This window comes from Pseudomonas farsensis, assembly GCF_014268805.2.
Lineage (GTDB): Bacteria > Pseudomonadota > Gammaproteobacteria > Pseudomonadales > Pseudomonadaceae > Aquipseudomonas > Aquipseudomonas farsensis.
On sequence record NZ_JABWRF020000001.1, the window covers coordinates 1,721,695 to 1,740,539 of the forward strand.

General features: G+C 64.0%; 22 protein-coding genes. 12 read left to right on the forward strand and 10 right to left on the reverse strand.

Features of this window, described 5'->3' with window-relative positions:
- The first annotated feature begins 35 nt into the window (after window positions 1-35).
- Window positions 36-812: a trans-aconitate 2-methyltransferase gene (gene tam, locus HU719_RS07920; RefSeq protein WP_186534621.1), complete on the forward strand. Its 777-nt coding sequence runs from the start codon at window positions 36-38 to the stop codon at window positions 810-812.
- Here tam and HU719_RS07925 read toward each other — a convergent pair.
- From HU719_RS07925 to ribBA, 6 genes are all read right to left on the reverse strand, one after another.
- Window positions 789-1,163 carry a DUF2784 domain-containing protein gene (locus HU719_RS07925; RefSeq protein ID WP_186534622.1) on the reverse strand — a complete coding sequence of 125 codons (375 nt, stop codon included), beginning with the start codon at window positions 1,161-1,163 and terminating at the stop codon, window positions 789-791. The genes tam and HU719_RS07925 overlap by 24 nt on opposite strands.
- A 119-nt stretch (window positions 1,164-1,282) precedes the next feature.
- A complete protein-coding gene (locus tag HU719_RS07930; RefSeq protein ID WP_186516248.1) occupies window positions 1,283-2,431 on the reverse strand; it encodes an ABC transporter ATP-binding protein in 1,149 nt (382 codons plus the stop codon).
- 20 nt (window positions 2,432-2,451) lie between these two features.
- A complete protein-coding gene (locus HU719_RS07935; RefSeq protein WP_186516249.1) occupies window positions 2,452-3,258 on the reverse strand; it encodes an ABC transporter permease in 807 nt (268 codons plus the stop codon).
- A gap of 6 nt (window positions 3,259-3,264) precedes the next feature.
- Entirely contained in the window at window positions 3,265-4,182 is a 918-nt protein-coding gene (locus HU719_RS07940) for an ABC transporter permease (RefSeq protein WP_186516250.1), read from the reverse strand.
- Window positions 4,179-5,204 carry an ABC transporter substrate-binding protein gene (locus tag HU719_RS07945; protein WP_186534623.1) on the reverse strand — a complete coding sequence of 342 codons (1,026 nt, stop codon included), beginning with the start codon at window positions 5,202-5,204 and terminating at the stop codon, window positions 4,179-4,181. Before HU719_RS07945 ends, HU719_RS07940 begins: the two co-directional genes overlap by 4 nt.
- A gap of 300 nt (window positions 5,205-5,504) precedes the next feature.
- Window positions 5,505-6,614, reverse strand: a complete 1,110-nt coding sequence (ribBA, locus tag HU719_RS07950; RefSeq protein WP_186534624.1) for a bifunctional 3,4-dihydroxy-2-butanone-4-phosphate synthase/GTP cyclohydrolase II — start codon at window positions 6,612-6,614, stop codon at window positions 5,505-5,507.
- A gap of 77 nt (window positions 6,615-6,691) precedes the next feature.
- Between ribBA and HU719_RS07955 the strand changes: the two genes are divergently transcribed.
- Entirely contained in the window at window positions 6,692-6,985 is a 294-nt protein-coding gene (locus HU719_RS07955; protein WP_186534625.1) for a DUF1330 domain-containing protein, read from the forward strand.
- 4 nt (window positions 6,986-6,989) lie between these two features.
- On the opposite strand, the gene HU719_RS07960 is transcribed toward HU719_RS07955, so the two are convergent.
- Window positions 6,990-8,297 (reverse strand): substrate-binding domain-containing protein, encoded by a 1,308-nt coding sequence (locus HU719_RS07960; protein ID WP_186534626.1) that lies wholly within the window; start codon window positions 8,295-8,297, stop codon window positions 6,990-6,992.
- Window positions 8,298-8,687: 390 nt separating this feature from the next.
- Between HU719_RS07960 and HU719_RS07965 the strand changes: the two genes are divergently transcribed.
- From HU719_RS07965 to HU719_RS07980, 4 genes are all read left to right on the forward strand, one after another.
- The gene (locus tag HU719_RS07965) at window positions 8,688-9,575 is read left to right on the forward strand and encodes an EamA family transporter (protein WP_186534627.1); all 888 of its coding nucleotides are present in this window, start codon (window positions 8,688-8,690) and stop codon (window positions 9,573-9,575) included.
- An 85-nt stretch (window positions 9,576-9,660) separates the two neighbouring features.
- Window positions 9,661-9,981, forward strand: coding sequence for a YbjQ family protein (locus HU719_RS07970; RefSeq protein ID WP_186534628.1), 321 nt, complete (start codon window positions 9,661-9,663; stop codon window positions 9,979-9,981).
- Window positions 9,982-10,124: 143 nt separating this feature from the next.
- Window positions 10,125-10,313: a hypothetical protein gene (locus tag HU719_RS07975; protein WP_186516261.1), complete on the forward strand. Its 189-nt coding sequence runs from the start codon at window positions 10,125-10,127 to the stop codon at window positions 10,311-10,313.
- 190 nt (window positions 10,314-10,503) lie between these two features.
- Window positions 10,504-10,809 carry a hypothetical protein gene (locus HU719_RS07980; protein ID WP_186534629.1) on the forward strand — a complete coding sequence of 102 codons (306 nt, stop codon included), beginning with the start codon at window positions 10,504-10,506 and terminating at the stop codon, window positions 10,807-10,809.
- 49 nt (window positions 10,810-10,858) lie between these two features.
- Here HU719_RS07980 and HU719_RS07985 read toward each other — a convergent pair whose 3' ends face one another.
- The 3 genes from HU719_RS07985 to ampC form a co-directional block, all read right to left on the reverse strand.
- Window positions 10,859-11,191 carry a hypothetical protein gene (locus tag HU719_RS07985; protein WP_186534630.1) on the reverse strand — a complete coding sequence of 111 codons (333 nt, stop codon included), beginning with the start codon at window positions 11,189-11,191 and terminating at the stop codon, window positions 10,859-10,861.
- A gap of 306 nt (window positions 11,192-11,497) precedes the next feature.
- Complete coding sequence (locus HU719_RS07990) at window positions 11,498-12,121, reverse strand: glutathione S-transferase family protein (protein ID WP_186534631.1); 624 nt, start codon at window positions 12,119-12,121, stop codon at window positions 11,498-11,500.
- Between the two features lie 2 nt (window positions 12,122-12,123).
- Window positions 12,124-13,263 carry a class C beta-lactamase gene (gene ampC / locus HU719_RS07995; RefSeq protein WP_186516268.1) on the reverse strand — a complete coding sequence of 380 codons (1,140 nt, stop codon included), beginning with the start codon at window positions 13,261-13,263 and terminating at the stop codon, window positions 12,124-12,126.
- A 147-nt stretch (window positions 13,264-13,410) separates the two neighbouring features.
- Between ampC and HU719_RS08000 the strand changes: the two genes are divergently transcribed.
- The 6 genes from HU719_RS08000 (at window position 13,411) to HU719_RS08025 (ending at window position 18,828) form a co-directional block, all read left to right on the forward strand.
- Complete coding sequence (locus tag HU719_RS08000; RefSeq protein ID WP_186534632.1) at window positions 13,411-13,626, forward strand: hypothetical protein; 216 nt, start codon at window positions 13,411-13,413, stop codon at window positions 13,624-13,626.
- Window positions 13,626-14,039 (forward strand): hypothetical protein, encoded by a 414-nt coding sequence (locus HU719_RS08005; RefSeq protein ID WP_186516273.1) that lies wholly within the window; start codon window positions 13,626-13,628, stop codon window positions 14,037-14,039. The genes HU719_RS08000 and HU719_RS08005 overlap by 1 nt, the downstream gene beginning before the upstream one ends.
- Window positions 14,036-14,467 carry a cell division protein gene (locus HU719_RS08010; RefSeq protein WP_186534633.1) on the forward strand — a complete coding sequence of 144 codons (432 nt, stop codon included), beginning with the start codon at window positions 14,036-14,038 and terminating at the stop codon, window positions 14,465-14,467. Before HU719_RS08005 ends, HU719_RS08010 begins: the two co-directional genes overlap by 4 nt.
- Before the next feature lie 22 nt (window positions 14,468-14,489).
- Window positions 14,490-16,931, forward strand: coding sequence for an alpha/beta hydrolase (locus tag HU719_RS08015; protein WP_186534689.1), 2,442 nt, complete (start codon window positions 14,490-14,492; stop codon window positions 16,929-16,931).
- Window positions 16,932-16,994: 63 nt separating this feature from the next.
- Window positions 16,995-17,747, forward strand: coding sequence for a methyltransferase domain-containing protein (locus HU719_RS08020; RefSeq protein ID WP_186534634.1), 753 nt, complete (start codon window positions 16,995-16,997; stop codon window positions 17,745-17,747).
- Between the two features lie 106 nt (window positions 17,748-17,853).
- A complete protein-coding gene (locus tag HU719_RS08025) occupies window positions 17,854-18,828 on the forward strand; it encodes a quinone oxidoreductase family protein (RefSeq protein WP_186534635.1) in 975 nt (324 codons plus the stop codon).
- Window positions 18,829-18,845 lie beyond the last annotated feature (17 nt).

Here is an 18,845-nt window from a genome sequence, read left to right on the forward strand (position 1 = left end):
TATGCTAGCTGCATCGCCATTCAAGGAGCCCGCACATGGCCTGGTCCGCCACCCAATATTCGCTATTCGAAGCTGAACGCACCCGCGCCGTACGCGATCTGCTTGCTGCCGTGCCGCCACGGCCTGTGCGCAATGCCACCGACCTTGGCTGTGGCCCGGGCAACTCCACCGAAGTATTGTTGCAGCGCCACACAGATGCCCAGGTAATGGCGCTGGACAGCGACCCGGACATGATCGGCCAGGCCCGCCAACGCCCGCGTCTGAGCATCCCCCGAGTGCGCTTCGAGATCGCTGACATCGCCACTTGGACGGCCGCGGTGCCCCAGGACCTGATTCTCGCCAACGCCTCGTTGCAGTGGGTGGCCGACCACGGCACCTTGTACCCGCACCTGGTGCGCCAGCTCAGCGACGGCGCCAGCCTTGCCGTGCAAACCCCCGACAACCTCGACGAGCCCGCCCATCGCCAATTGCGCGAGATCGCCGCGTGCGGCCCATGGGCGGAGCGTTTCGCCGACTTCAGCCTGCCGCCACGGCACAGTGCCGCGTTCTATTACGACCTGCTCAGCCCGTTGTGCGCGCGGGTTGAAGTGTGGCGCACCACCTATCACCATCCACTCGAAGGCGGCGCGCAAGCGGTAGTGGAGTGGTTCAAGGGTTCGGCACTGCGCCCTTACCTGGCCCGCCTGGATGCCCAGGAGCAGGAAGATTTCCTGCAGTTGTACCAGCAGGCCATGCAGAACGACTACCCGGCCGCCAGTGACGGCAAGGTGCTGCTGCCGTTCCCGCGGTTATTCGTGGTGGCGACGCGTTAAGCGCCACAGCACATAGGCATAGACGCCCAGGTTGAGCAGCGCGACGAAGCTGCCCAGCCAGAGCTGGATGTGCGGGGTAAGGCCTGCCGGGTAGATCATCGGCCAGATGTAGTGTTCGACAAAACCGCCAGGGTAGCCCTGGTCGCCGGCAGCAAAGCGCAGGCGGTTTTCCCATTCGGTGAGTGGGCACTGCAAATGCAACCCTTCCACCGCCAGGCCCCAGGCCAGGGCCGGCAGGTGCAAGATGACGGCGCGGCGCCGCCACAGCACCAACAGGCCGCCGAACAGCACCAGAAGAATGAACGACAGGTGAAACAGAACCAACGCGTCTGCGGCCAGGCGATAGAGCATGAGAGTGTGCTGCTGGAGGTGGAAAGGCGCGTATTAGAGCAGGTTTCACCGAGCAGTACACGTTGTTGCAGGCGCGCATGCGGCGCCTGCAACAACTGGTCATCTCAACCCGCAGCGCCTCAGTGCGCGCCGGCAGACTTGCTCAAATCGCTTTCTGCCCATTCGGTGTAGATGCACGCATCGGCCACTGCCCAGCGCACTTTCACCTGCTCCCCCGGCCGCATGGGCATGCCCGCCGCAGACAATGCCTTGACCGTCAGTTCGGTGCCGCCCTGGGTAACAACATGGCAGGTCTGGCTTTCGCCGAGGAACAAGACCTCGCCAACGGTCGCGCCGACTTCGTTCCAGCCCGCCGGCAACGGCTCGCGGGCAGCCTGTTCGGCGCTCAGCGCCAGGGCTTTCTCTGGGCGGACCATGATCAGTGCCTGCTGCTCGGCGGCCAGCCCCGGGGTCAGGCGAATGGCCAACTGCTGGCCTTCGAAGCTGCCGGCGCCGTTGCTGCTGGCTTTGATGCGCAGGAAGTTCGAATTGCCCAGGAACGAGGCGACAAAGGCATTGGGCGGGTTCTGGTACAGGTCGAAACCGGTGCCCAGGCCGACGATCTTGCCGTGGCTGAAAATCGCGATACGCTGCGACAGGCGCATGGCTTCTTCCTGGTCGTGGGTCACGTAGACGATGGTGATGCCGAGCCTGCGGTGCAGTTGGCGCAGTTCATCCTGCAGGTCTTCACGCAGTTTTTTGTCCAGCGCGCCGAGCGGCTCGTCCATCAGCAGGATACGCGGCTCGTACACCAGCGCGCGGGCGATTGCCACACGCTGCTGTTGGCCACCGGACATCTGCGAAGGCTTGCGGTGCGCGAACGGGTCCAGTTGCACCAGTTTGAGCATGGCGTCGACGCGCTTTTTGGTCTCGGCACTGGACAGCTTGCGGATGGCCAGCGGGAAGGCGATGTTGTCGCGCACGTTCAGGTGCGGGAACAGCGAGTAGCGCTGGAACACCATGCCGATGTCACGCTTGTGCGGTGGCACATTCACCAGCGACTGGCCATCGACCAGAATCTCGCCGCTGCTTGGGGTTTCAAAGCCTGCCAGCATCGACAGCGTGGTGGACTTGCCCGAGCCGCTGGAGCCGAGGAAGGTCAGAAACTCCCCGTCCTGGATTTCCAGGTCGAGGTTGTCTACGGCGGTAAAGTCGCCGTAGTGCTTGTTCAGGCCGCGCAGGCTGACCAGGGTCTTGTTCGGCGCGTTTTCTTTGATCACTGCACTCATTTTTTATTCTCTCCGGGCACTCAGGCGTTTTCGGCGCGGCGGCGCAGGGCGGCGGCAATTACCATGACCAGCAGCGACAGGCCGATCAGCAGGGTCGAGGCGACTGCGATGACCGGGCTCAGGTCCTGGCGCAGGGTGGTCCACATCTTGACCGGCAGGGTCTGCAGGTCGGGGCTGGCCATCATCACGCTCAGTACCACTTCATCCCACGACACCAGAAACGCGAACAGGCCGCCGGCGATCATGCCTGGGCGAATGGCCGGGAAGGTCACCTTGAAGATGGCTTGCAGGCGCGAAGCTCCGCAGATCACCGCAGCGTCCTCGATGGACTGGTCGAACAGCTTCAACGAATTGATGATGGAAATGATGGTAAAGGGCAGGGCGACGATCACGTGGCTGACCACAAACGCGAACAGCGTGCCGGTGTAGCCGAGCTTCAGAAACAGCGCGTACACGGCAACGGCGATGATCACCAGCGGCACGATCATCGGCATGGTGAACAGGCCATAGAGCATTTCACGGCCCGGGAAGCGGCCGCGTACCAGGGCAAACGCGGTGGGCAGGCCCAGCGCTACGGCCGCGACGGTGGTGAGTATCGCCACCTTCAGGCTGGCCAGCGCTGCGTCCATCCACTCTGGGTTGGAGAAGAACTGCTCGTACCACTTGAGCGTCCAGCCCGGTGGCGGGAACACCAGCCACTGCGAGGAGCCGAACGACAGCAGAATGATGAACACCACCGGCAGCAGCAGAAAGGCTGCAATAACCCCGGTGGTTACATAAAGGCCGGTGCGCAGCGGGCGACCCATGGCATTGGGGGACAGAAGCATGGCGGATTACCTCGCGTTGCCGACCGGGGATTCCGGCTGCAGCTTCAGGTACAGGTAGAAGAGCACCAGGGTGATGATCACCAGCAGTGCCGCGGCGGCGCTGGCCAGGCCCCAGTTCAGGAACGACTGCACCTGCTGGATGATGAATTCGGGCAGCATCATGTTCTGCGCGCCGCCCAGCAGTGCCGGCGTCACGTAGTAGCCCAGAGACATGACGAAAACCATCAGTGCCCCGGAGAACAGGCCCGAGCGGCACAGTGGCAGGAACACCTTCCAGAAATTGGTCCAGGGGCTTGCGCCGCAGATGGAGCCGGCCTGCAGCACCATTGGGTCGATGGCATGCATGGTCGCCTGCAACGGCAGCACGATGAACGGGATCATGATGTAGCTCATGCCGATCACCACGCCCGTGAGGTTGTGCACCATTTCGATCGGGGCATCGATGATGCCCATGGCCATCAACGCCTTGTTGATCACCCCCGAACCCTGCAGCAACACCAGCCACGAGTAGGTCCGCGCCAGCAGGCTGGTCCACATCGACAGCAGCACGATGTTCAGCAGCCAGCGGCCCCAGCCCTTAGGCACCAGGGTAATCGCCCAAGCCAGCGGGAAGCCCAGCAGTACGCTGATCAGCGTCACCAGGCCGGCCACCGAGAAGGTGTTGAACAGCACCCGTGCATAGGCCGAGTTGGCGAACAGCTGCTCGTAGTTGCCCAGCCCTGGCACCGGCTCCAGCACGCCGCGCAGCAGCAGGCTGATCAGCGGGGCAAAGAAGAACAGGCCAAGAAAGAGCAGGGCCGGCAGCAGGTTACGGCTGCCTTTCCAGCGCTGGCTCAGGGCTGGGCGGCGTTCGGCCGCCGGTGGTGCGCCGGCCCCCGAAGGGGCTCCTTGCGCATTGTGCAGGGCGTTGATGGCGACTTTCATTTGACCAGCCACTCATTCCAGCGGGCGGCGATGGCCGGGCCGTTTTTTGCCCAGTAGGCGAAGTCCAGGGTGACCTGGTCGGCGGCGTGGGCGGTGGGCAGGTTCGGGGCGAGCTGCTCGTCCAGCATGGGCACGCTATCGACGTTGACCGGCGCATAGGCCGTGGCGTTGGCAAAATCAGCCTGACCTTTGGCGCTGCTGGCATTGGCGATAAATTTCATGGCCGCATCCTTGTTCCTGGCGCCTTTGGGGACGACCAGGAAATCAGCCATGACCAGGTTCTGCTTCCAGCTCACGCCCACCGGGGCGCCATCTTGCTGAAGGGCGTAGACGCGGCCGTTCCAGAACTGGCCAAGCGTTGCTTCACCGGATGCCAGCAGTTGCTGGGACTGGGCGCCGCCGCCCCACCAGACGATGTCTTTCTTGATGGTGTCGAGCTTCTTGAAGGCGCGGTCCAGGTCCAGCGGGTAGAGCTTGTCAGGGGTTACGCCGTCCGCCAGTAGGGCAAGTTCCAGCACGCCGGGGCTTGGCCATTTGTACAGGGCGCGTTTGCCGGGGTAAGCCTTGGTGTCGAACAGCGCGGACCAGTCCACAGGCTTGTTGGCGCCGAGCTTGCCTTCGTTGTAACCGAGTACGAAGGAGAAGAAGAACGAGCCGACGCCGTGATCGGACGCAAAGCGTGGGTCGATCTTGTCGCGCTTGATCTGGTTGAAATCGAGGGGCTCGAGCAGGCCTTCGCTGGCGGCGCGCAGGGCAAAGTCGGCTTCGACATCGACCACATCCCACTGCACATTGCCGCTCTCGACCATGGCTTTGAGTTTGCCGTAGTCGGTGGGGCCGTCCTGGACGACTTTTATCCCGGTTGCTTTGCTGAATGGGGTAGCCCAGCTGTCTTTCTGCGCATCCTGGGTGCTACCACCCCAGCTTACGAAGTTGACGTTATCAGCGGCCTGCGCGGCCTGGCAGGCCAAGGTCAGCAGGCTGGCAGACAGCACTGCGGTTACACGTTTGCTCAACAGCATGGTTACGCCCTCGTTGCTTTTGTTATTCGAGGCGGGGCTGGTAGTGCGCCCGCCAACTGTGTTCGGGGAGCAGAAATCAATGTGCGTCGTGTGGTCGCCCTATGAGTGTAGGTACGGCCGGGGAATTCAAGGTCTACGGGATATCATATTATGGTATTCCAAACTTTTCGCAAGGGGGAGTGGGCGACCGGCCATCACTCTTTTCCTGGCGGCAAGCTTCAAGCGGCAAGCTGAAGGAAAAAAGCGGACCGCGTGGCTACGCAGATCCGCTTTTCACTTGCCGCTTGCCGCTTGCCGCTTTCAGCTTGCGAAAGGGATGCTTTGCACCACTTCCAGCTCGTAGCCCGCAAGCCCTGCGTACTTCAGTGGCGGGCCAAGGTGGCGCAGCTTGCCTACGCCCAGGTCCTGCAGAATCTGCGCGCCGGTACCGACTTGCGAGTACACCTTCGACTGGCCGCGTTGGTACGGGCGCTGCGGCTGGGTGAGGTGGGGTACCCGCTCGAGCAGCGCCTGCGAGGACTCATGGTTGGCCAGAATCACCACCACCCCGGCGCCTTCGGCGGCGACCCGCTCCAGCGCTGCCCACAGCGTCCAGTTGGCGGGGCCTGCATATTCGGCGCCGACCAGGTCGCGCAACGGGTCGATCACATGCACCCGCACCAGCGTCGGCTGTTCGCGACGAATGTCGCCCATCACCATGGCCATGTGCACGCCGCCTTCGATGCGGTCTTCGTAGGTCACCAGGCGGAACGTGCCATGCACGGTGGGCATTTCGCGCTCGCCAATACGCTTGACGGTCTGCTCGGTGCTCAGGCGATAGTGGATCAGGTCGGCAATGGTGCCGATCTTGATGCCGTGACGCGCGGCGAATACTTCAAGGTCGGGGCGCCGCGCCATGGTGCCGTCATCGTTGAGCACCTCGACAATCACCGACGCCGGACTGAAGCCCGCCAGGCGCGCCAGGTCGCAGCCGGCCTCAGTGTGCCCGGCGCGGGTCAGCACGCCGCCTTCGCGGGCGCGCAGGGGGAAAATATGCCCCGGCTGCACCAGGTCTTCAGGGCGGGCGTCGGCGGCCATGGCGGCAGCCACGGTGCGCGCCCGGTCAGCGGCGGAAATACCCGTGGTAACGCCGCTGGCTGCCTCGATCGATACAGTGAAGGCGGTGCTGAACGCGCTGCCATTGGCCGGTACCATCTGCTCAAGGCCCAGGCGCTGGCAATGCTCGTCGGTCAACGTCAGGCAGATCAAACCGCGCGCCTCGCGCGCCATGAAATTGATGGCTGCGGCGTCGCAATGCTCTGCGGCGATCAGCAGGTCGCCCTCGTTTTCGCGGTCTTCGTCATCGACCAGCAGGACCATCTTGCCTTGGCGATAGTCCTCGAGAAGTTCTTCGATGCTGTTGAATGCCATGCTGCACGCTCCCGGTGGTTGGGTGATTTTTATGGTATACCATCATACACAATAACCCTGAAGCAGGAGCATGACCCATGAAGGCTTACTGGATCGCCCACGTCGATGTCAGCGACCTTGAGCAATACCAGCAATACACCCAGCGTGCTCCGGCGGCGTTCGTGGCCTTTGGCGGGCGCTTTCTGGCCCGGGGCGGGCGCAGCCAGGCCATGGAGGGGAGGGAAACACCTCAGCGTAGCGTGGTGATCGAATTCGACTCCTATGAACAGGCGTTGGCCTGCTACCGTTCGGACCTCTACCAAGAGGCGTGCAAGCATCGCCAAGGGGTGGCCAAGGCCGAGGTGATCATCGTCGAAGGCGTCGCACCCTGAAGCCTCAGTACACCCAGACCTCCACACGGCGGTTGCGTAACCGCCCCTGTTCCAGCTCATTGCCCGCTACCGGCAGCTCGTCACCGAGCCCGGTGACGTCCTTGACCTCGACCCCGGCCCGCGCCAACTCGCGGCGTACCGCCATGGCCCGCAGGCGCGAGAGCAGGGCAGCGCGCCCTGGGGTTGCCTTGGGGTCGCCGAAGCCTACCAGCACGGCCTTGCCCTGCAACTTGCCAGCCTGGCGCAAGTAGTCGCTGACCCGCTGCACATCGCGCAGGGCCTTATTGTCGAGGCTGGCGCTGCCTTGCTGGAAACGAAAATTCACCGTCAGCCGCTGCGCTTGGGCACTGAGTGCTCGATAGCCTGGCGGCAGGTCGGCCTGCGCGGGTACCGGCAGCGCCTTGATCTGCTGCGAGACAAACCCCTGCTCAGCGACAATCGCCTGCCCGGCCGGGCTCTGCGCAAATTCAACCAGCGCGCGCGCCTGCGGCCGGGCATGGGCTGGCAGGTAAAGGTAGAGCCTGCGAGACAGCGGGTAATCTTCGCTGGCCACCAGTGCCCGGCTTGGCGGCAGTGCCGTGGCATCGCCCTCGGCGACCGCCAGCACCTTGGCCCCGTGCACCGTGGCCAGGCCGCTGAAGCCAATGGCCTGGCGGTCAAGCTTGACCCGCTCGGCCAGTTCATCTGCCGACTCGAAGCGCTGGGTATCGGCGGCCAGCCGGCGCTGTTGCGGGTCTAGCACCAATGCCTTGAAGGTTTCGAAGGTGCCTGAGCGATCATCGCGGGCATAAAGGTGGATGTTGCCGCCTTGCACGCCCAACTGTTCCCAGCGCTGCACCTGGCCTGAAAACACCTGCGCCAGTTGCGCGGTGGTCAGTTGGCCCAGTGGGTTGTCGGAGTGGACGATGATTGCCACACCATCCAGGCCAATCACCTGTTCAGCGCTGGCGCCGCGCATGTCGCCGAACGCTTGCAGTTGCTGTACTTCGCTGTCGTTGATCGGCCGCGAAGCCGCTGCCAGGTCGGCATTGCCTGACGCCAGCGCGGCGAAGCCAGTGCTTGTGCCGTGGGCGGCTATTTCGGTGCGTAGCGGCTGGTTGTCGCGGCTGCGGGCGAGAACCTGGGTTTCGTTTGCCGCAGTGCCCGGGGTGGTTTCGATTGCGCTGGCGCCTTGGCTTTGCAGCAAGCCGCGCACCAGTGCCGGGGCCAGTGCAGCGCCAATGGTGTTGGAACCCTGGATACGCAGTTGTGCGGGCTCGGCCAAGGCCAGGCTTGAGAGCAGGCAAAGCAGGAGAGCGAAGGGGCGGTGCATGCCGGATAACCTCTGGCACGGAGATGCGCCGCAGATTACGACAGTTGCGTGACTGTTCGATGACGCAGGCCTGCTGCGGCCTCATCGCAGGCTGGCGCCAGCTCCCACAGTGAATGTGTCCAGCCTCGATATTGGGGTTGACCCACCCCCTGTGGGAGCTGGCGCCAGCCTGCGATGAGGCCAGTGCGGGCTTGCACAAAACCACGGAATCTCCCGCAGGTGCCCAAGCCAACCACCCAGGTAGTGGCCGGGCGCAGCCTTGTGGGGGCAGGGCGTTACACCCGACTGTTATGCAATGCGTACGCGGAACTGTATCGGTCTGATCCGGGGGTATAACCTTATGCTGTTACGAAATATGTCGAATAGAAGCCTGAAGAAGGAATGCGTGCAATGCCAGTCAAGGACCTGCTGATCGCCCTGGTGGTGATCATCGCCTGGGGCGTCAATTTTGTAGTGATCAAGGTCGGCCTCGACGGCCTGCCGCCGATGCTGCTCGGTGCCTTGCGTTTCACCTTGGTGGCATTCCCTGCGGTATTGCTGGTCAAGCGCCCGAACCTGCCGTGGCGCTGGCTGATTGCCTATGGCGCCACCATTTCCTTGGGCCAGTTCGCGTTCCTGTTCCAGGCCATGTACAGCGGCATGCCGCCAGGGCTGGCCTCGCTGGTGCTGCAATCCCAGGCGTTCTTCACCCTAGGTTTTGCTGCGCTGTTCCTCGGGGAGCGCTTGCGTGTGGCCAGTGTTCTCGGGCTGTTGGTGGCGGCAGCGGGGCTTGCCGTCATTGGCAGCGAAAACAGCAGCCACGTTCCGCTGATCGCCTTGCTGCTGACCCTGTGCGGCGGCGCGATGTGGGGTATGGGCAATATCATCACCCGGCGTTTTGGCCAGGTCGATCTGGTGGCGTTGGTGATCTGGGGCGGGCTGATTCCGCCGTTGCCGTTTCTGGCTTTGTCGTGGTGGCTGGAGGGGCCGCAGGTCATCAGCCATGCGCTGTTGAACATCAGCTGGGCTTCGGTGCTGGCGCTGATCTACCTGGCGTTCGTTGCCACCATGCTCGGCTACAGCCTGTGGAGCACGCTGCTGTCGCGCCACCCGGCAGGCAAGGTGGCGCCATTTTCGCTGCTGGTGCCAGTGATCGGCCTGAGTTCATCGGCGCTGCTGCTTGGCGAACGCCTGAGTGTGGCGCAGTGCTGGGGTGCCGTTCTGGTGATGCTCGGTTTGCTCATCAATGTGTTCGGGCCACGTTTGCGCCAGCGCTTGCGTAGTGCCACGGCGCGTTGACACAGACGCAAACACCCCCGCTCAGCTGTTTAGCCTGGCTCTGTTAGACTCGGCCCCTCTTTGCCAGGCCAACGGAGCCATCGCCATGATCATTTCCACCACCAGCCAACTCGAAGGTCGGCCCGTCGCTGAATACCTGGGTGTCGTCAGCGCCGAATCGGTGCAGGGTATCAACTTCGTGCGCGATTTCTTCGCGCGTTTTCGCGACTTCTTCGGGGGCCGCTCGCAAACCCTGGAGAGCGCGCTAAAGCTGGCGCGTGAGCAGGCCACCGAAGAACTCAAGGCCCGGGCACGGCAGTTGCAAGCTGATGCCGTGCTGGGCGTCGACTTTGAAATCAGCATGCCCTCGGTGCAGGGTGGCATGGTTGTAGTGTTCGCCACCGGCACGGCGGTGCGGCTCAGATAAGGCAATGTGCCATTGGTCGGGCAGCGGTTTATTGCCCGACTGGTCTGCAAATGACCGGCTAGTCTCATTTCATCGGGGCCGCTGCTAATTCTGGGCAAACAGGTTGTTTGCCGGCACGGTCATCAGTTGAGGGAGACAAGGGCATGAGCGAATCCTACTTCGAAGACTTGAACGATTCATTTCCGATCAACAGTCAGGTGCGCTGTGGCCAGGCGGCGGTACGGCTGGGCTTTGCCAACATGACTCTGGACGATTCCGAACAGCTGCAGCCGGCACATTTGCAGCGCAGCAAGAAGGGCCGCTTCACGCCGCGCCTGCCCGCTAAAAAGTAACCGTTCATTCCACACCCACTTGGGGCTGCCTCTGCAGCCCCAGTTGCATATGGGGTGCACAAAACCGCCCAACGGCAGGTTTTCCAACGGTTTGTTGACCCTGCGCAGGTTTTTTGCGGGTCGCGCTCGCGGCGCGTTGGCAACTGTGCTCTCCTTGCGCGGCATTCGATCAAATGGAGCAGTGACGCCGATGCGAATCAGGGAAGAAACCTACTGGCAGTGGGCTGATGCACACTTGCATAGCCGCTGCCACGATGAAGAACTCAGCGATGGCACCAGCATAGATGTGCAGGTGCGGCTGTCGCGGCTGGGCGCCACCCAGCTGTTTCTGGGGATCTACGCACGAGGGGGCGGGGCGCTGCTCGAGGAGTACTACCCAGCTCGCCCAGGCGAAACCATGACCCGCGCGCTGGTATGGGGCGTCAACCGGGCACGCGCACTGGCCACGGGTGCATTGCCGCTGCCCAGCACATTGCCGCAAAGGCGCCAGGCATGAAAAAGCCCGGCCTTTTGGGCCGGGCTGATGTGCTGTGCGAAAGGCCGGGTCAGTTCAAGGTTTCGATCACCTTCACTGCCTGATGCTCACAGGCGTCGGGCCATTCCTGTTGCAGGGTTTGCAGCACGCGGCCTACAAAACCGGTGTCGGCGGCTGCTTTCTTGCCGACGTAGCCTTGGCCGCGGCGGTACACCTTGAAGCGGGCGCGCATGCTCGGCATGTGCGATTCGAACTCGTCCTCGACCGTGTTAGGCGGCAGGCGGTCCAGACGGACTTCGCCAGACTGGCTAACCCACAGCAGGTGGTCGTCGAGGCTGTCCTTGCGTGCAGCGAACAGCTCAGCCAATTGGTCGATGGTTGGTTTGTCGTTCAAGTTCATCATAAAGCCCCCATTACGCTCATTTGTTGGTGAAGTTCGAAGGTGAAGTTCACATTGGCGCCACCTATGTAGCGCACTACCAAGGCTGCTACAGCAGCATTGCAACAGGGGCTTTCACACGCTGCCTTCTGGGCAGATTCCCTCTCCACGAACGGCCTGCGTTACCGCGCAAGCCGTCTGGAACACCCTTGCCACTGCTCCCGATCAGGGAGACGGCCTCATCATGCACAAGCTGTGAGAAAGGCGTCAATGGTTTTGTAGTGAATATTTTTAGTCACTACATCTTGTCGGACAATCCATCAGTGCCTATCAGACCAAACCGTTGTCGCCGTGCTCGAGATAGCCTGGGCGTTCGCGCAGACGGGCGTGATAAGCCTCAAGCGCCGGCAGGTGCGGGCGCTCTGTCAGCGTGCGCCGCCAGCGGTTGAGCGACAGCCCGATCACCACATCGGCAAGGCTGAAATCGGCACCGGCAACGTAGGCACCGGTGGCCTGCAGGCGGCTTTCCAGCAGCTCCATCCTGGCGTTCCACAACGCGCAGCCGGCAGCCAGCAGGTTGGGGTCCTGATGGGCCGGTGACTGGCGCGCCAGAGACATGAACGGGTAGCGCCAGGCGTCGTTGAGGTCGGTGGCCTGCCAGTCCAGCCACTGGTCCACGGCTGCGCGGGCGCGAGGGGCGGCCGGGTACAAGTGCGCGCCGCCGTGCTGGTTGGCCAGGTAGCGCAGGATGGTGTTGGACTCCCACAGCACGAAATAGCCATCGACGATGACTGGCACCATGGCGTTTGGGTTCAAGGCCAGGAAGGCAGGCGTGTCTGTGGGCTGAAAGCCGCTACCCCAGTCCTCGCGTTCGTAGCCCAGGCCTAGTTCGCTGCACGCCCACAACACCTTGCGCACGTTGATCGACGAGGCCTTGCCGAGAATCTTCAACATCTTCATTGCTCCATGCTGGACAGAATGCGATAGGCGGCGCGTACGCGTGCCTCGTTGGGGTAGTTGCGGTTCGCCAGGATGACGATGCCTACCTGCCGGGCTGGCACAAATGCGACATAGGCGCCAAAGCCATTGGTGGCGCCGGTCTTGTTGTACCAGGCGGCAGGCTCTGCGGGCAGCGCCGGGGTGATGGGGCGAGTGGCCTGGGGTTCCCGGATCATTGCCGCGCTGTTGCCGACAAGCAAGGTCTCCAGGCTGACCGGGTAGGGGTAGCGCTCCCAGCCCAGGCCTTGAGTCATGGCGCCCACTTCGAAATAACCGCCTTGGGTGATGGCAATTGCCTGGCGCACGGCGGCATCGCGCGGGGCGGGCTGCAGTTGCAACTGCACGAAGTGCAACAGGTCGCTGGCGCTGGTCTTGATGCCGTAGGCTTGCTCGGCGTAAGGGCCTGGCCCCACGCGCACGGGCTTGTTATCGGCGTCATAGCCTTGGGCATACAGCCCGCGGTCGTTTGCCGGTACTTCCAGCCAGGTGTGCTGCAGGCCTAGGCGCGGCAGCACATTCTCTGTCATCACCTGGGCGAAAGGTTGTTGCTGGGCACGGGCAGCCAAGTCGCCAAACAGCCCCAGGCTCGGGTTGGAATAGCAACGCTGGCTGCCGCGCTCGCTACGTCGCTGCCAGTGTTGGAAAAAGGCCAATGTCTGCTCTGGCGTCTGCACCGTATCGGGGAACTGCAAGGGCAGGCAGTCGCCGCTGTACGCGCCAAGCTCACGCACCGTGGCACTGCCAATGGCGCTGCCGGCCAGGGCTGGCTGGTATTGGCTGGCGGGGGCATCGAGGTCCAGCTTGCCTTCGACGCTGGCCATGGCAACAAGGGTGGCGGTGAAGATCTTGCTCACCGAACCCACCTCGAACAGCGTATCGCGGGTCACCGCGACCTTGTCGCGCTTGCTGGCCCAGCCGTAGTTGAAATAGTGGGCCTGGCCGTTGTCGTAGATCGCAACTGCCATGCCGGCAATGCCATGTTCGCGCATCAGCGGCTCAATGGCCGCATCGACCTCGCTTTGCAGGTCGGCGGCCAGCAGCGGCGGGGCAGCCAGCACTGCGGCAAGGGCTAGCAGCATGGCGTTGGGGCGGGGCATGGGCAGTGGTCCTTGTGTCAGCGGCAGGGCAGTTGCCGACCATAGCGCCGGTATCGGCCCCAAACAAGGCCGCGATGGCTCTCCCGTGGCGTATTCAAGGCGTGTAGCATTCGCCCCCGCCACCCTTCAACGGACTGAAACCCACCCATGAACGACTACCCTTTGCACAGCTACCTGGCCATGTTGGCCGACCGCGACCTGTTCGGCAGCCTGGCGCTGTTCAACCTGGCGGTGTTGATTGCCGGCCTTTACGGGCCGCTGCGCCGGGCGCGGGCGTACCGCGTGCTGTGCGTGCTGGCCATGTTGTGCATGCCGGTGTTGCATGCCGTGGGCACCTATTACCTCAACCAGCGGGTGGCCTGATGACAGCGTTGGCATTGCGGGCCAAGGCGTGTTTCGTACGTATGCCGTGGTTGGCTCGGGCGGCTGGCCATGTGCTGGCGTGCATTGCCTACCCACTCCTGTGGGGCCTGGCCTGGGATATCTACACCGGCATCTACGGTGTGCCACGGCGCACCGGCTATGCCTTGGGCATGACCCTGCATTTTTTGCTCAACCTCTTCGTGGTGCTTAACCTGGCGCTGATTTTCGTCAGTAACCTCAAGGCGCGCCTGGTCGCCACTGTGCTGATGACCGCGCTGGTGCTCGTCTGGCTGTTGCCTGACCACCCTCTGCGCGGCACGCTGACCGCAGGGCTCAATGGTGGCCTGATGTTGCTCGCCGTTGCACTGGATATCGCCTACCGCGCCATGTTGCGCCCCAGGGAGCCGCGATGACCCTCCGCCGTAAACTGATCCTCTGGTTGCAAGCCGTTGCGGTTTTGCATCTGCTGGGTGGCCTGCTGCTGACCTGGGCCGGCAATACAGGCCTGCTCAGCGGTTACCTGCTGTCGCTTGAGCTGGCGTTCTGGGGCCAGGCGGCGCCGGCAGCGGGCCACAGCCAGCAAGTCTGGTGGGTGGCACTGTTTGGGGCCACGCTGCAAAGCTACGCGTTGTACATGCTGGCGCTGGTCCGGCTGGCCGACCGCTACCGCAGCAGCGCCGCCTGGGGCTGGCTGATGGCTGGCCTGTTGCTGTGGGCGCCACAGGACATCGTGGTGTCGTTGCAGGTGGGCATGTGGTCGCACCTGCTGGTCGACGGCCTGGCACTGCTGGCCTTGCTGCCACCGCTTTACTGGTTGCGCCGCCATGACCGTGTCGCCTGAGCCAAAGGATGTGATCGTGCCGATGAGCAAGCCCTTGATGTACCTGCTGGCCGGTAACGGCAGTGCCGCCGATTGGTGGGACGACGCGTTGGTGCATTTTCACACGTACCGGGTGCAGCCATTGGAGCTGCCGGGGTTCGGCGATAACCCGCAGCCGCCTTGTGATGACCTGGGGGGCTACGCCGATGCGCTACTGGCGCTGACCGAGCCTGGGCAGGCGATCATGGCCGTGGGGGTCGGCGGGCTGATCGTGCTGCACGCCCTGCAACGGCGCCCTGGGCACTTCGCGCGCAGTGTGCTGCTGGCGCCAGTGGGGGCGTTTTTGTGGCAGCGCAGGCTGCCGGCACTGATGTCGCCGCGGCCTTTGCGTACGGCCATTCATTGGTTGTTGAGCCACTATCCAGAGCGGTTTGCCCATAAGTTTTCACGCCTGCGCTGGACCCCTGGGCAATACCTGCGCATGGGGCGCGGTTATGCGCGGTGCCGTGCGTTTGTGCCGTCCTGGGAGCAGTTGCGAGCGGACAACGCGCTGACCCTGCTTGAGTGGGTGACAGACCCGGTCGAGTTGGTCTGGGGAGACCAGGACAGGCTGCTGGGCATTGCCCAGGCTGCGGCGTGGTCGGCAATCCTTGCGCGGGCAGACCTGCGGGTAAGCTTGCAACCTGGCTGGGGGCATTATCCGTGGATCGATGCACCCGCAACCTTTGCCGCTTGGCTGGACTCGGCTGAGGCCGGCTTCGTCGCCCACACCAAGGGCGGGCGGCTGCGTCTGGCGCAGCTTGCCGGGCAGCCGGTGCCGCAGGCGCTGACCTTGGAAGACCCTGCCGACCCGCGTTTGAGCGCGTTGCTTGCAGCCACGCCCGGCGTCACTTGGGCGGTGCGCTCATCGAGCTACGGCGAGGATCAAGCCGATGCCGCCAATGCAGGCCTTAGCACCACCTACCTGCGTGTGCCCGCCGTTGAAGTGGCGCCACGGGTCGCCGACCTGCGTGGCATGGGCGTCGAAGAAGTCGTGGTGCAGCGCTTTATCAACCCGCAGGTCTCCGGCATTGCCTTCGTGCGCCACTTGGCCGTTGAGCTGGAATGGGTCGAAGGCCACCTTGAGGCGCTTGCTGATGGCCGTGCTTCGCCGCAGCGCGCGGTCCTTTCACGCCTTGGCAGCGCATGGCAGAGCGGGCGCTTTGCAACGCTGCAGGGTTTGAGCGCAGAGCGGCTGTGGGGCTTCCTGCAAGGTGTGCTCAAGGTGTTTCATTACGTGCCCGGCGATGTCGAGTGGGCGTGGGATGGCCAACAGCTGTGGCTGCTGCAATACCGCCCGATCAGCGAACACGGCTGGCGTCGCCACCTGACGGCGGCCAATATCGGCGAAATTCTGCCGCCGCAACCCAGCCGTTTCGTCGAATATGCCCAGCGCCGCGCTGCCGCCAGTATTCCCGCGGTGATGGCGCGTTGGGACAGCCGTGTCTTGCAGGACAATGAACCCTTCACGGCGCTGTATGACGGCGCCTCCTACATCAACAACGATCTGTTCCTGGCCCGTCTGGCTGACTGGGGCATCGCCTCGGCCAGCTATGCCGGTGAGGTGGGCGGGGCCGCGCCGCATCTGCCTTGGCGCCCGTTGCGCCTGCTCAGGGCTGCGCCGCGCTTGCTGCGCATGCAGCACAAGGCGCGTGCGCACCTGCAAACGCTCGCGCCTGGCTTGCAGCGTTTCGACCAGGAGCTGGCACAACTGTGCAAGGACGGCGCCGATGGCCAGCAGTTGGCTGATTGGTTCTGCCGCTTCTACGTGTTCGTGGTACAGGGCAACCTGTGCATCGCTACTGCGCTTGCCAGCAGCGGCGGGCCGTTGCTTGGGCGACCGCCAACCGCTTATGACAATGTGCATCAGCAGCCCCACCGCCTGCCGTGGGAGACCGACCCGGCCACGCCACGCCCGGTGACTGCAGAACTGCCACTGCAAGCGCTGCCGGCGTGGCCGCGCCGGGCGAGGCTTGCCCATCGCCTGGGCCTGCCGGGCATGCGCGGCTACTACTTGCAGGTGCGTGAGTGGTACCGCGACAACCTCATGCGCATCTTCATGCGCCTGCACCACGCCATGCCCCAGGCCGACCGAGGGTACTGGTTCGGCCCGCATCCGCAGGCGCGCAGCCGCACCGGCAGTTTCTGGCAGGACGGGCGCGACGGCGCCGAGCAGGCCAGCGGCTTCATGATCTACCCGGGCCAGGTGCAAGGCGTTCTGGGCCAGGACATCCTGCTTGAGGATGCCCTTGATCCGGGCCGGCATGCCGACTACCAGGCGGCTCGGGCGGTGATCGCGCGCATGGGCGGGCGTTTGTCCCATGGCTCCACGCTGCTGCGCGAGTTGCGCAAGCCCTCGGCGGTGCTGCCACAGGTTGACGCCAGTTGGGTTGGGCGTGAAGTGCTGTACCGCGACGGTGAACTGCATTTGCTGGGCGATCAGTGATTACGCCTTGTGCCCGGCCCCCAGGCCTCGGCACACTGGCGCTCCCTCGCGAAGGAGCACGGCATGGCACTTGCGAAAGCTGATTTCACCACGCGCTTGCTGCAGGACGCGCAGATCGGCCCAGGCATGCGTGTGCTCGATGTCGGCTGTGGCAGTGGTGATGTCAGTTGGTTGCTGGCACGCCTGGTGGGGCTTGATGGTGCTGTGGTCGGTATCGACCAGGCTGAATCCGCGCTGTATCAGGCGCGGCAGCGGCAGACGCCCAAGGGCGCCAGGCCGCCTGAGTTCATCGCCTGCGACCTGCATGCGCTGCCAGCCAGCCTTGGGCTGTTCGACGCCATCGTCGGGCGCCGGGTGCTGATGTATCAGGCGGACCCGGTGAAGGCTGTGCGCGGTTTGGCCAAGTACCTGCTGCCCGGTGGGGTGATGGTCTTCCAGGAACATGACAGCACCCTCACGCCGGCCAGCCTTGCACCGTTCCCGCTGCACCGCAAAGCGCAAAAATGGCTGCAGGGCATGCTGGCCAAAGAGGGCGCCGACCTGCATATCGGCTTCAACCTTCAGCCTGTTTTTGCCGATGCCGGGCTGGACATCGAAGACCTGCGCGCCGAGGCGCTGGTGCAAACCCCCGAAATTGCCTACGCCTTGGCTGACATCGTCCGGGCATGCCTGCCGCGCATCATCGCCCATGGTGTGGCGACGGCGCGGCAAGTAGCGATTGATACCCTGCAGGCGCGCCTCGATGCGGAGCGCCGTCAGTCCAAGGGTATCTACATCGGTGACATGGCCTTTGGGGTGGTTGCGCGCAAACGCTGAAATCATTAGTGCGGGCAGTGCACGAATGATCTGCAGCAGCCCTGATTGTTCGCTTTGGTGCAGCAGCCTAGGCTGAGCCCACTGATCGAACGTTGAGGAAACCACCATGGCAAAGCGAATCGTGCTGCAGCAAACCGGCGGCGTTGAAGTGTTGCAGTTGCAGGACACCCCCGTTCAGCAGCCCGGCCCCGGCGAAGTCTGGCTGGAGCAGAGTGCTATCGGCGTCAACCCGCTGGACGTCCTGCAGCGCAAGGGCGGTGCGGCATTGCCCTTGCCTTGCGGGCTGGGCCTTGAAGGGGCAGGCCGGGTAAGCGCAGTAGGCGCTGGCGTGACAAGCGTGCAGGCCGGTGACCGGGTGGGTTACGCCACCGGGCCTGTGGGTGGCTACGCCAGTGGCCGGCTGTTTCCGGCCGAGCGCCTGGTGAAGCTGCCCGATGGGGTGAGCGACGAGCAGGCAGCGGCGGTGTTGTTCAAGGGCATTACTGCGCAATACCTGCTGACCAGCACCTACCCGGTCGGGCCCGGTACGCGGGTGTTGATCTACGGCGCGGCCGGTGCGCTGGGGCAGTTGATGGTGCCGTGGGCCAAGCACCTTGGGGCAAGCGTGATCGGTGTGGTATCGCGCCCGCAAAGCGTTGCCCGCGCCCAGGCCGCCGGTTGCGACCATGTGCTGGTGTTCGACGCGGTGACCTTGGCCGCGCAAGTGCGCGAGCTGACTGCGGGGCAGGGTGTGGACGTGGTTTACGACAGCGTTGGCCGAGTCTCGCTGGAAGCTTCCCTCGACAGCCTGCGCCCGCGCGGCTTGCTGGTGTCCTTAGGGGGCACCTCGGGCGCACCCGCCGCCATCGCGATGGCGACCCTCAACGCCAAGGGCTCGTTGTTTGTCACCCGGCCCTCCCTGGCCGCCCATACCCGCACGCCCGAGGAATACCAGGCCCGTGCAAGCGAGGTGCTGGCAGCGCTGGGCGCAGGTATCATCCAGGCGCGCATCTGGCGTAGCTACCCGTTGGCCGACGCTGCCCGGGCCCATGAGGACCTGGAGCAGGGGCGAACCGAAGGCGCGCTGATTCTCACCCCCTGAGCCACACGAGCCTTGCC

Coding starts and splice junctions, on each gene's coding strand:
- HU719_RS08020 (WP_186534634.1), top strand. CDS start 16,995: ATGGCACTTGCGAAAGCTGATTTCACCACGCGCTTGCTGCAGGACGCG.
- HU719_RS07960 (WP_186534626.1), bottom strand. CDS start 8,297: ATGCACCGCCCCTTCGCTCTCCTGCTTTGCCTGCTCTCAAGCCTGGCC.
- HU719_RS07965 (WP_186534627.1), top strand. CDS start 8,688: ATGCCAGTCAAGGACCTGCTGATCGCCCTGGTGGTGATCATCGCCTGG.
- HU719_RS07955 (WP_186534625.1), top strand. CDS start 6,692: ATGAAGGCTTACTGGATCGCCCACGTCGATGTCAGCGACCTTGAGCAA.
- HU719_RS08010 (WP_186534633.1), top strand. CDS start 14,036: ATGACCCTCCGCCGTAAACTGATCCTCTGGTTGCAAGCCGTTGCGGTT.
- HU719_RS08000 (WP_186534632.1), top strand. CDS start 13,411: ATGAACGACTACCCTTTGCACAGCTACCTGGCCATGTTGGCCGACCGC.
- HU719_RS08015 (WP_186534689.1), top strand. CDS start 14,490: ATGAGCAAGCCCTTGATGTACCTGCTGGCCGGTAACGGCAGTGCCGCC.
- HU719_RS07925 (WP_186534622.1), bottom strand. CDS start 1,163: ATGCTCTATCGCCTGGCCGCAGACGCGTTGGTTCTGTTTCACCTGTCG.
- HU719_RS07985 (WP_186534630.1), bottom strand. CDS start 11,191: ATGATGAACTTGAACGACAAACCAACCATCGACCAATTGGCTGAGCTG.
- tam (WP_186534621.1), top strand. CDS start 36: ATGGCCTGGTCCGCCACCCAATATTCGCTATTCGAAGCTGAACGCACC.
- ribBA (WP_186534624.1), bottom strand. CDS start 6,614: ATGGCATTCAACAGCATCGAAGAACTTCTCGAGGACTATCGCCAAGGC.
- HU719_RS07980 (WP_186534629.1), top strand. CDS start 10,504: ATGCGAATCAGGGAAGAAACCTACTGGCAGTGGGCTGATGCACACTTG.
- HU719_RS07945 (WP_186534623.1), bottom strand. CDS start 5,204: ATGCTGTTGAGCAAACGTGTAACCGCAGTGCTGTCTGCCAGCCTGCTG.
- HU719_RS07935 (WP_186516249.1), bottom strand. CDS start 3,258: ATGCTTCTGTCCCCCAATGCCATGGGTCGCCCGCTGCGCACCGGCCTT.
- HU719_RS07930 (WP_186516248.1), bottom strand. CDS start 2,431: ATGAGTGCAGTGATCAAAGAAAACGCGCCGAACAAGACCCTGGTCAGC.
- HU719_RS07990 (WP_186534631.1), bottom strand. CDS start 12,121: ATGTTGAAGATTCTCGGCAAGGCCTCGTCGATCAACGTGCGCAAGGTG.
- HU719_RS08005 (WP_186516273.1), top strand. CDS start 13,626: ATGACAGCGTTGGCATTGCGGGCCAAGGCGTGTTTCGTACGTATGCCG.
- HU719_RS07970 (WP_186534628.1), top strand. CDS start 9,661: ATGATCATTTCCACCACCAGCCAACTCGAAGGTCGGCCCGTCGCTGAA.
- HU719_RS07940 (WP_186516250.1), bottom strand. CDS start 4,182: ATGAAAGTCGCCATCAACGCCCTGCACAATGCGCAAGGAGCCCCTTCG.
- HU719_RS07975 (WP_186516261.1), top strand. CDS start 10,125: ATGAGCGAATCCTACTTCGAAGACTTGAACGATTCATTTCCGATCAAC.
- ampC (WP_186516268.1), bottom strand. CDS start 13,263: ATGCCCCGCCCCAACGCCATGCTGCTAGCCCTTGCCGCAGTGCTGGCT.
- HU719_RS08025 (WP_186534635.1), top strand. CDS start 17,854: ATGGCAAAGCGAATCGTGCTGCAGCAAACCGGCGGCGTTGAAGTGTTG.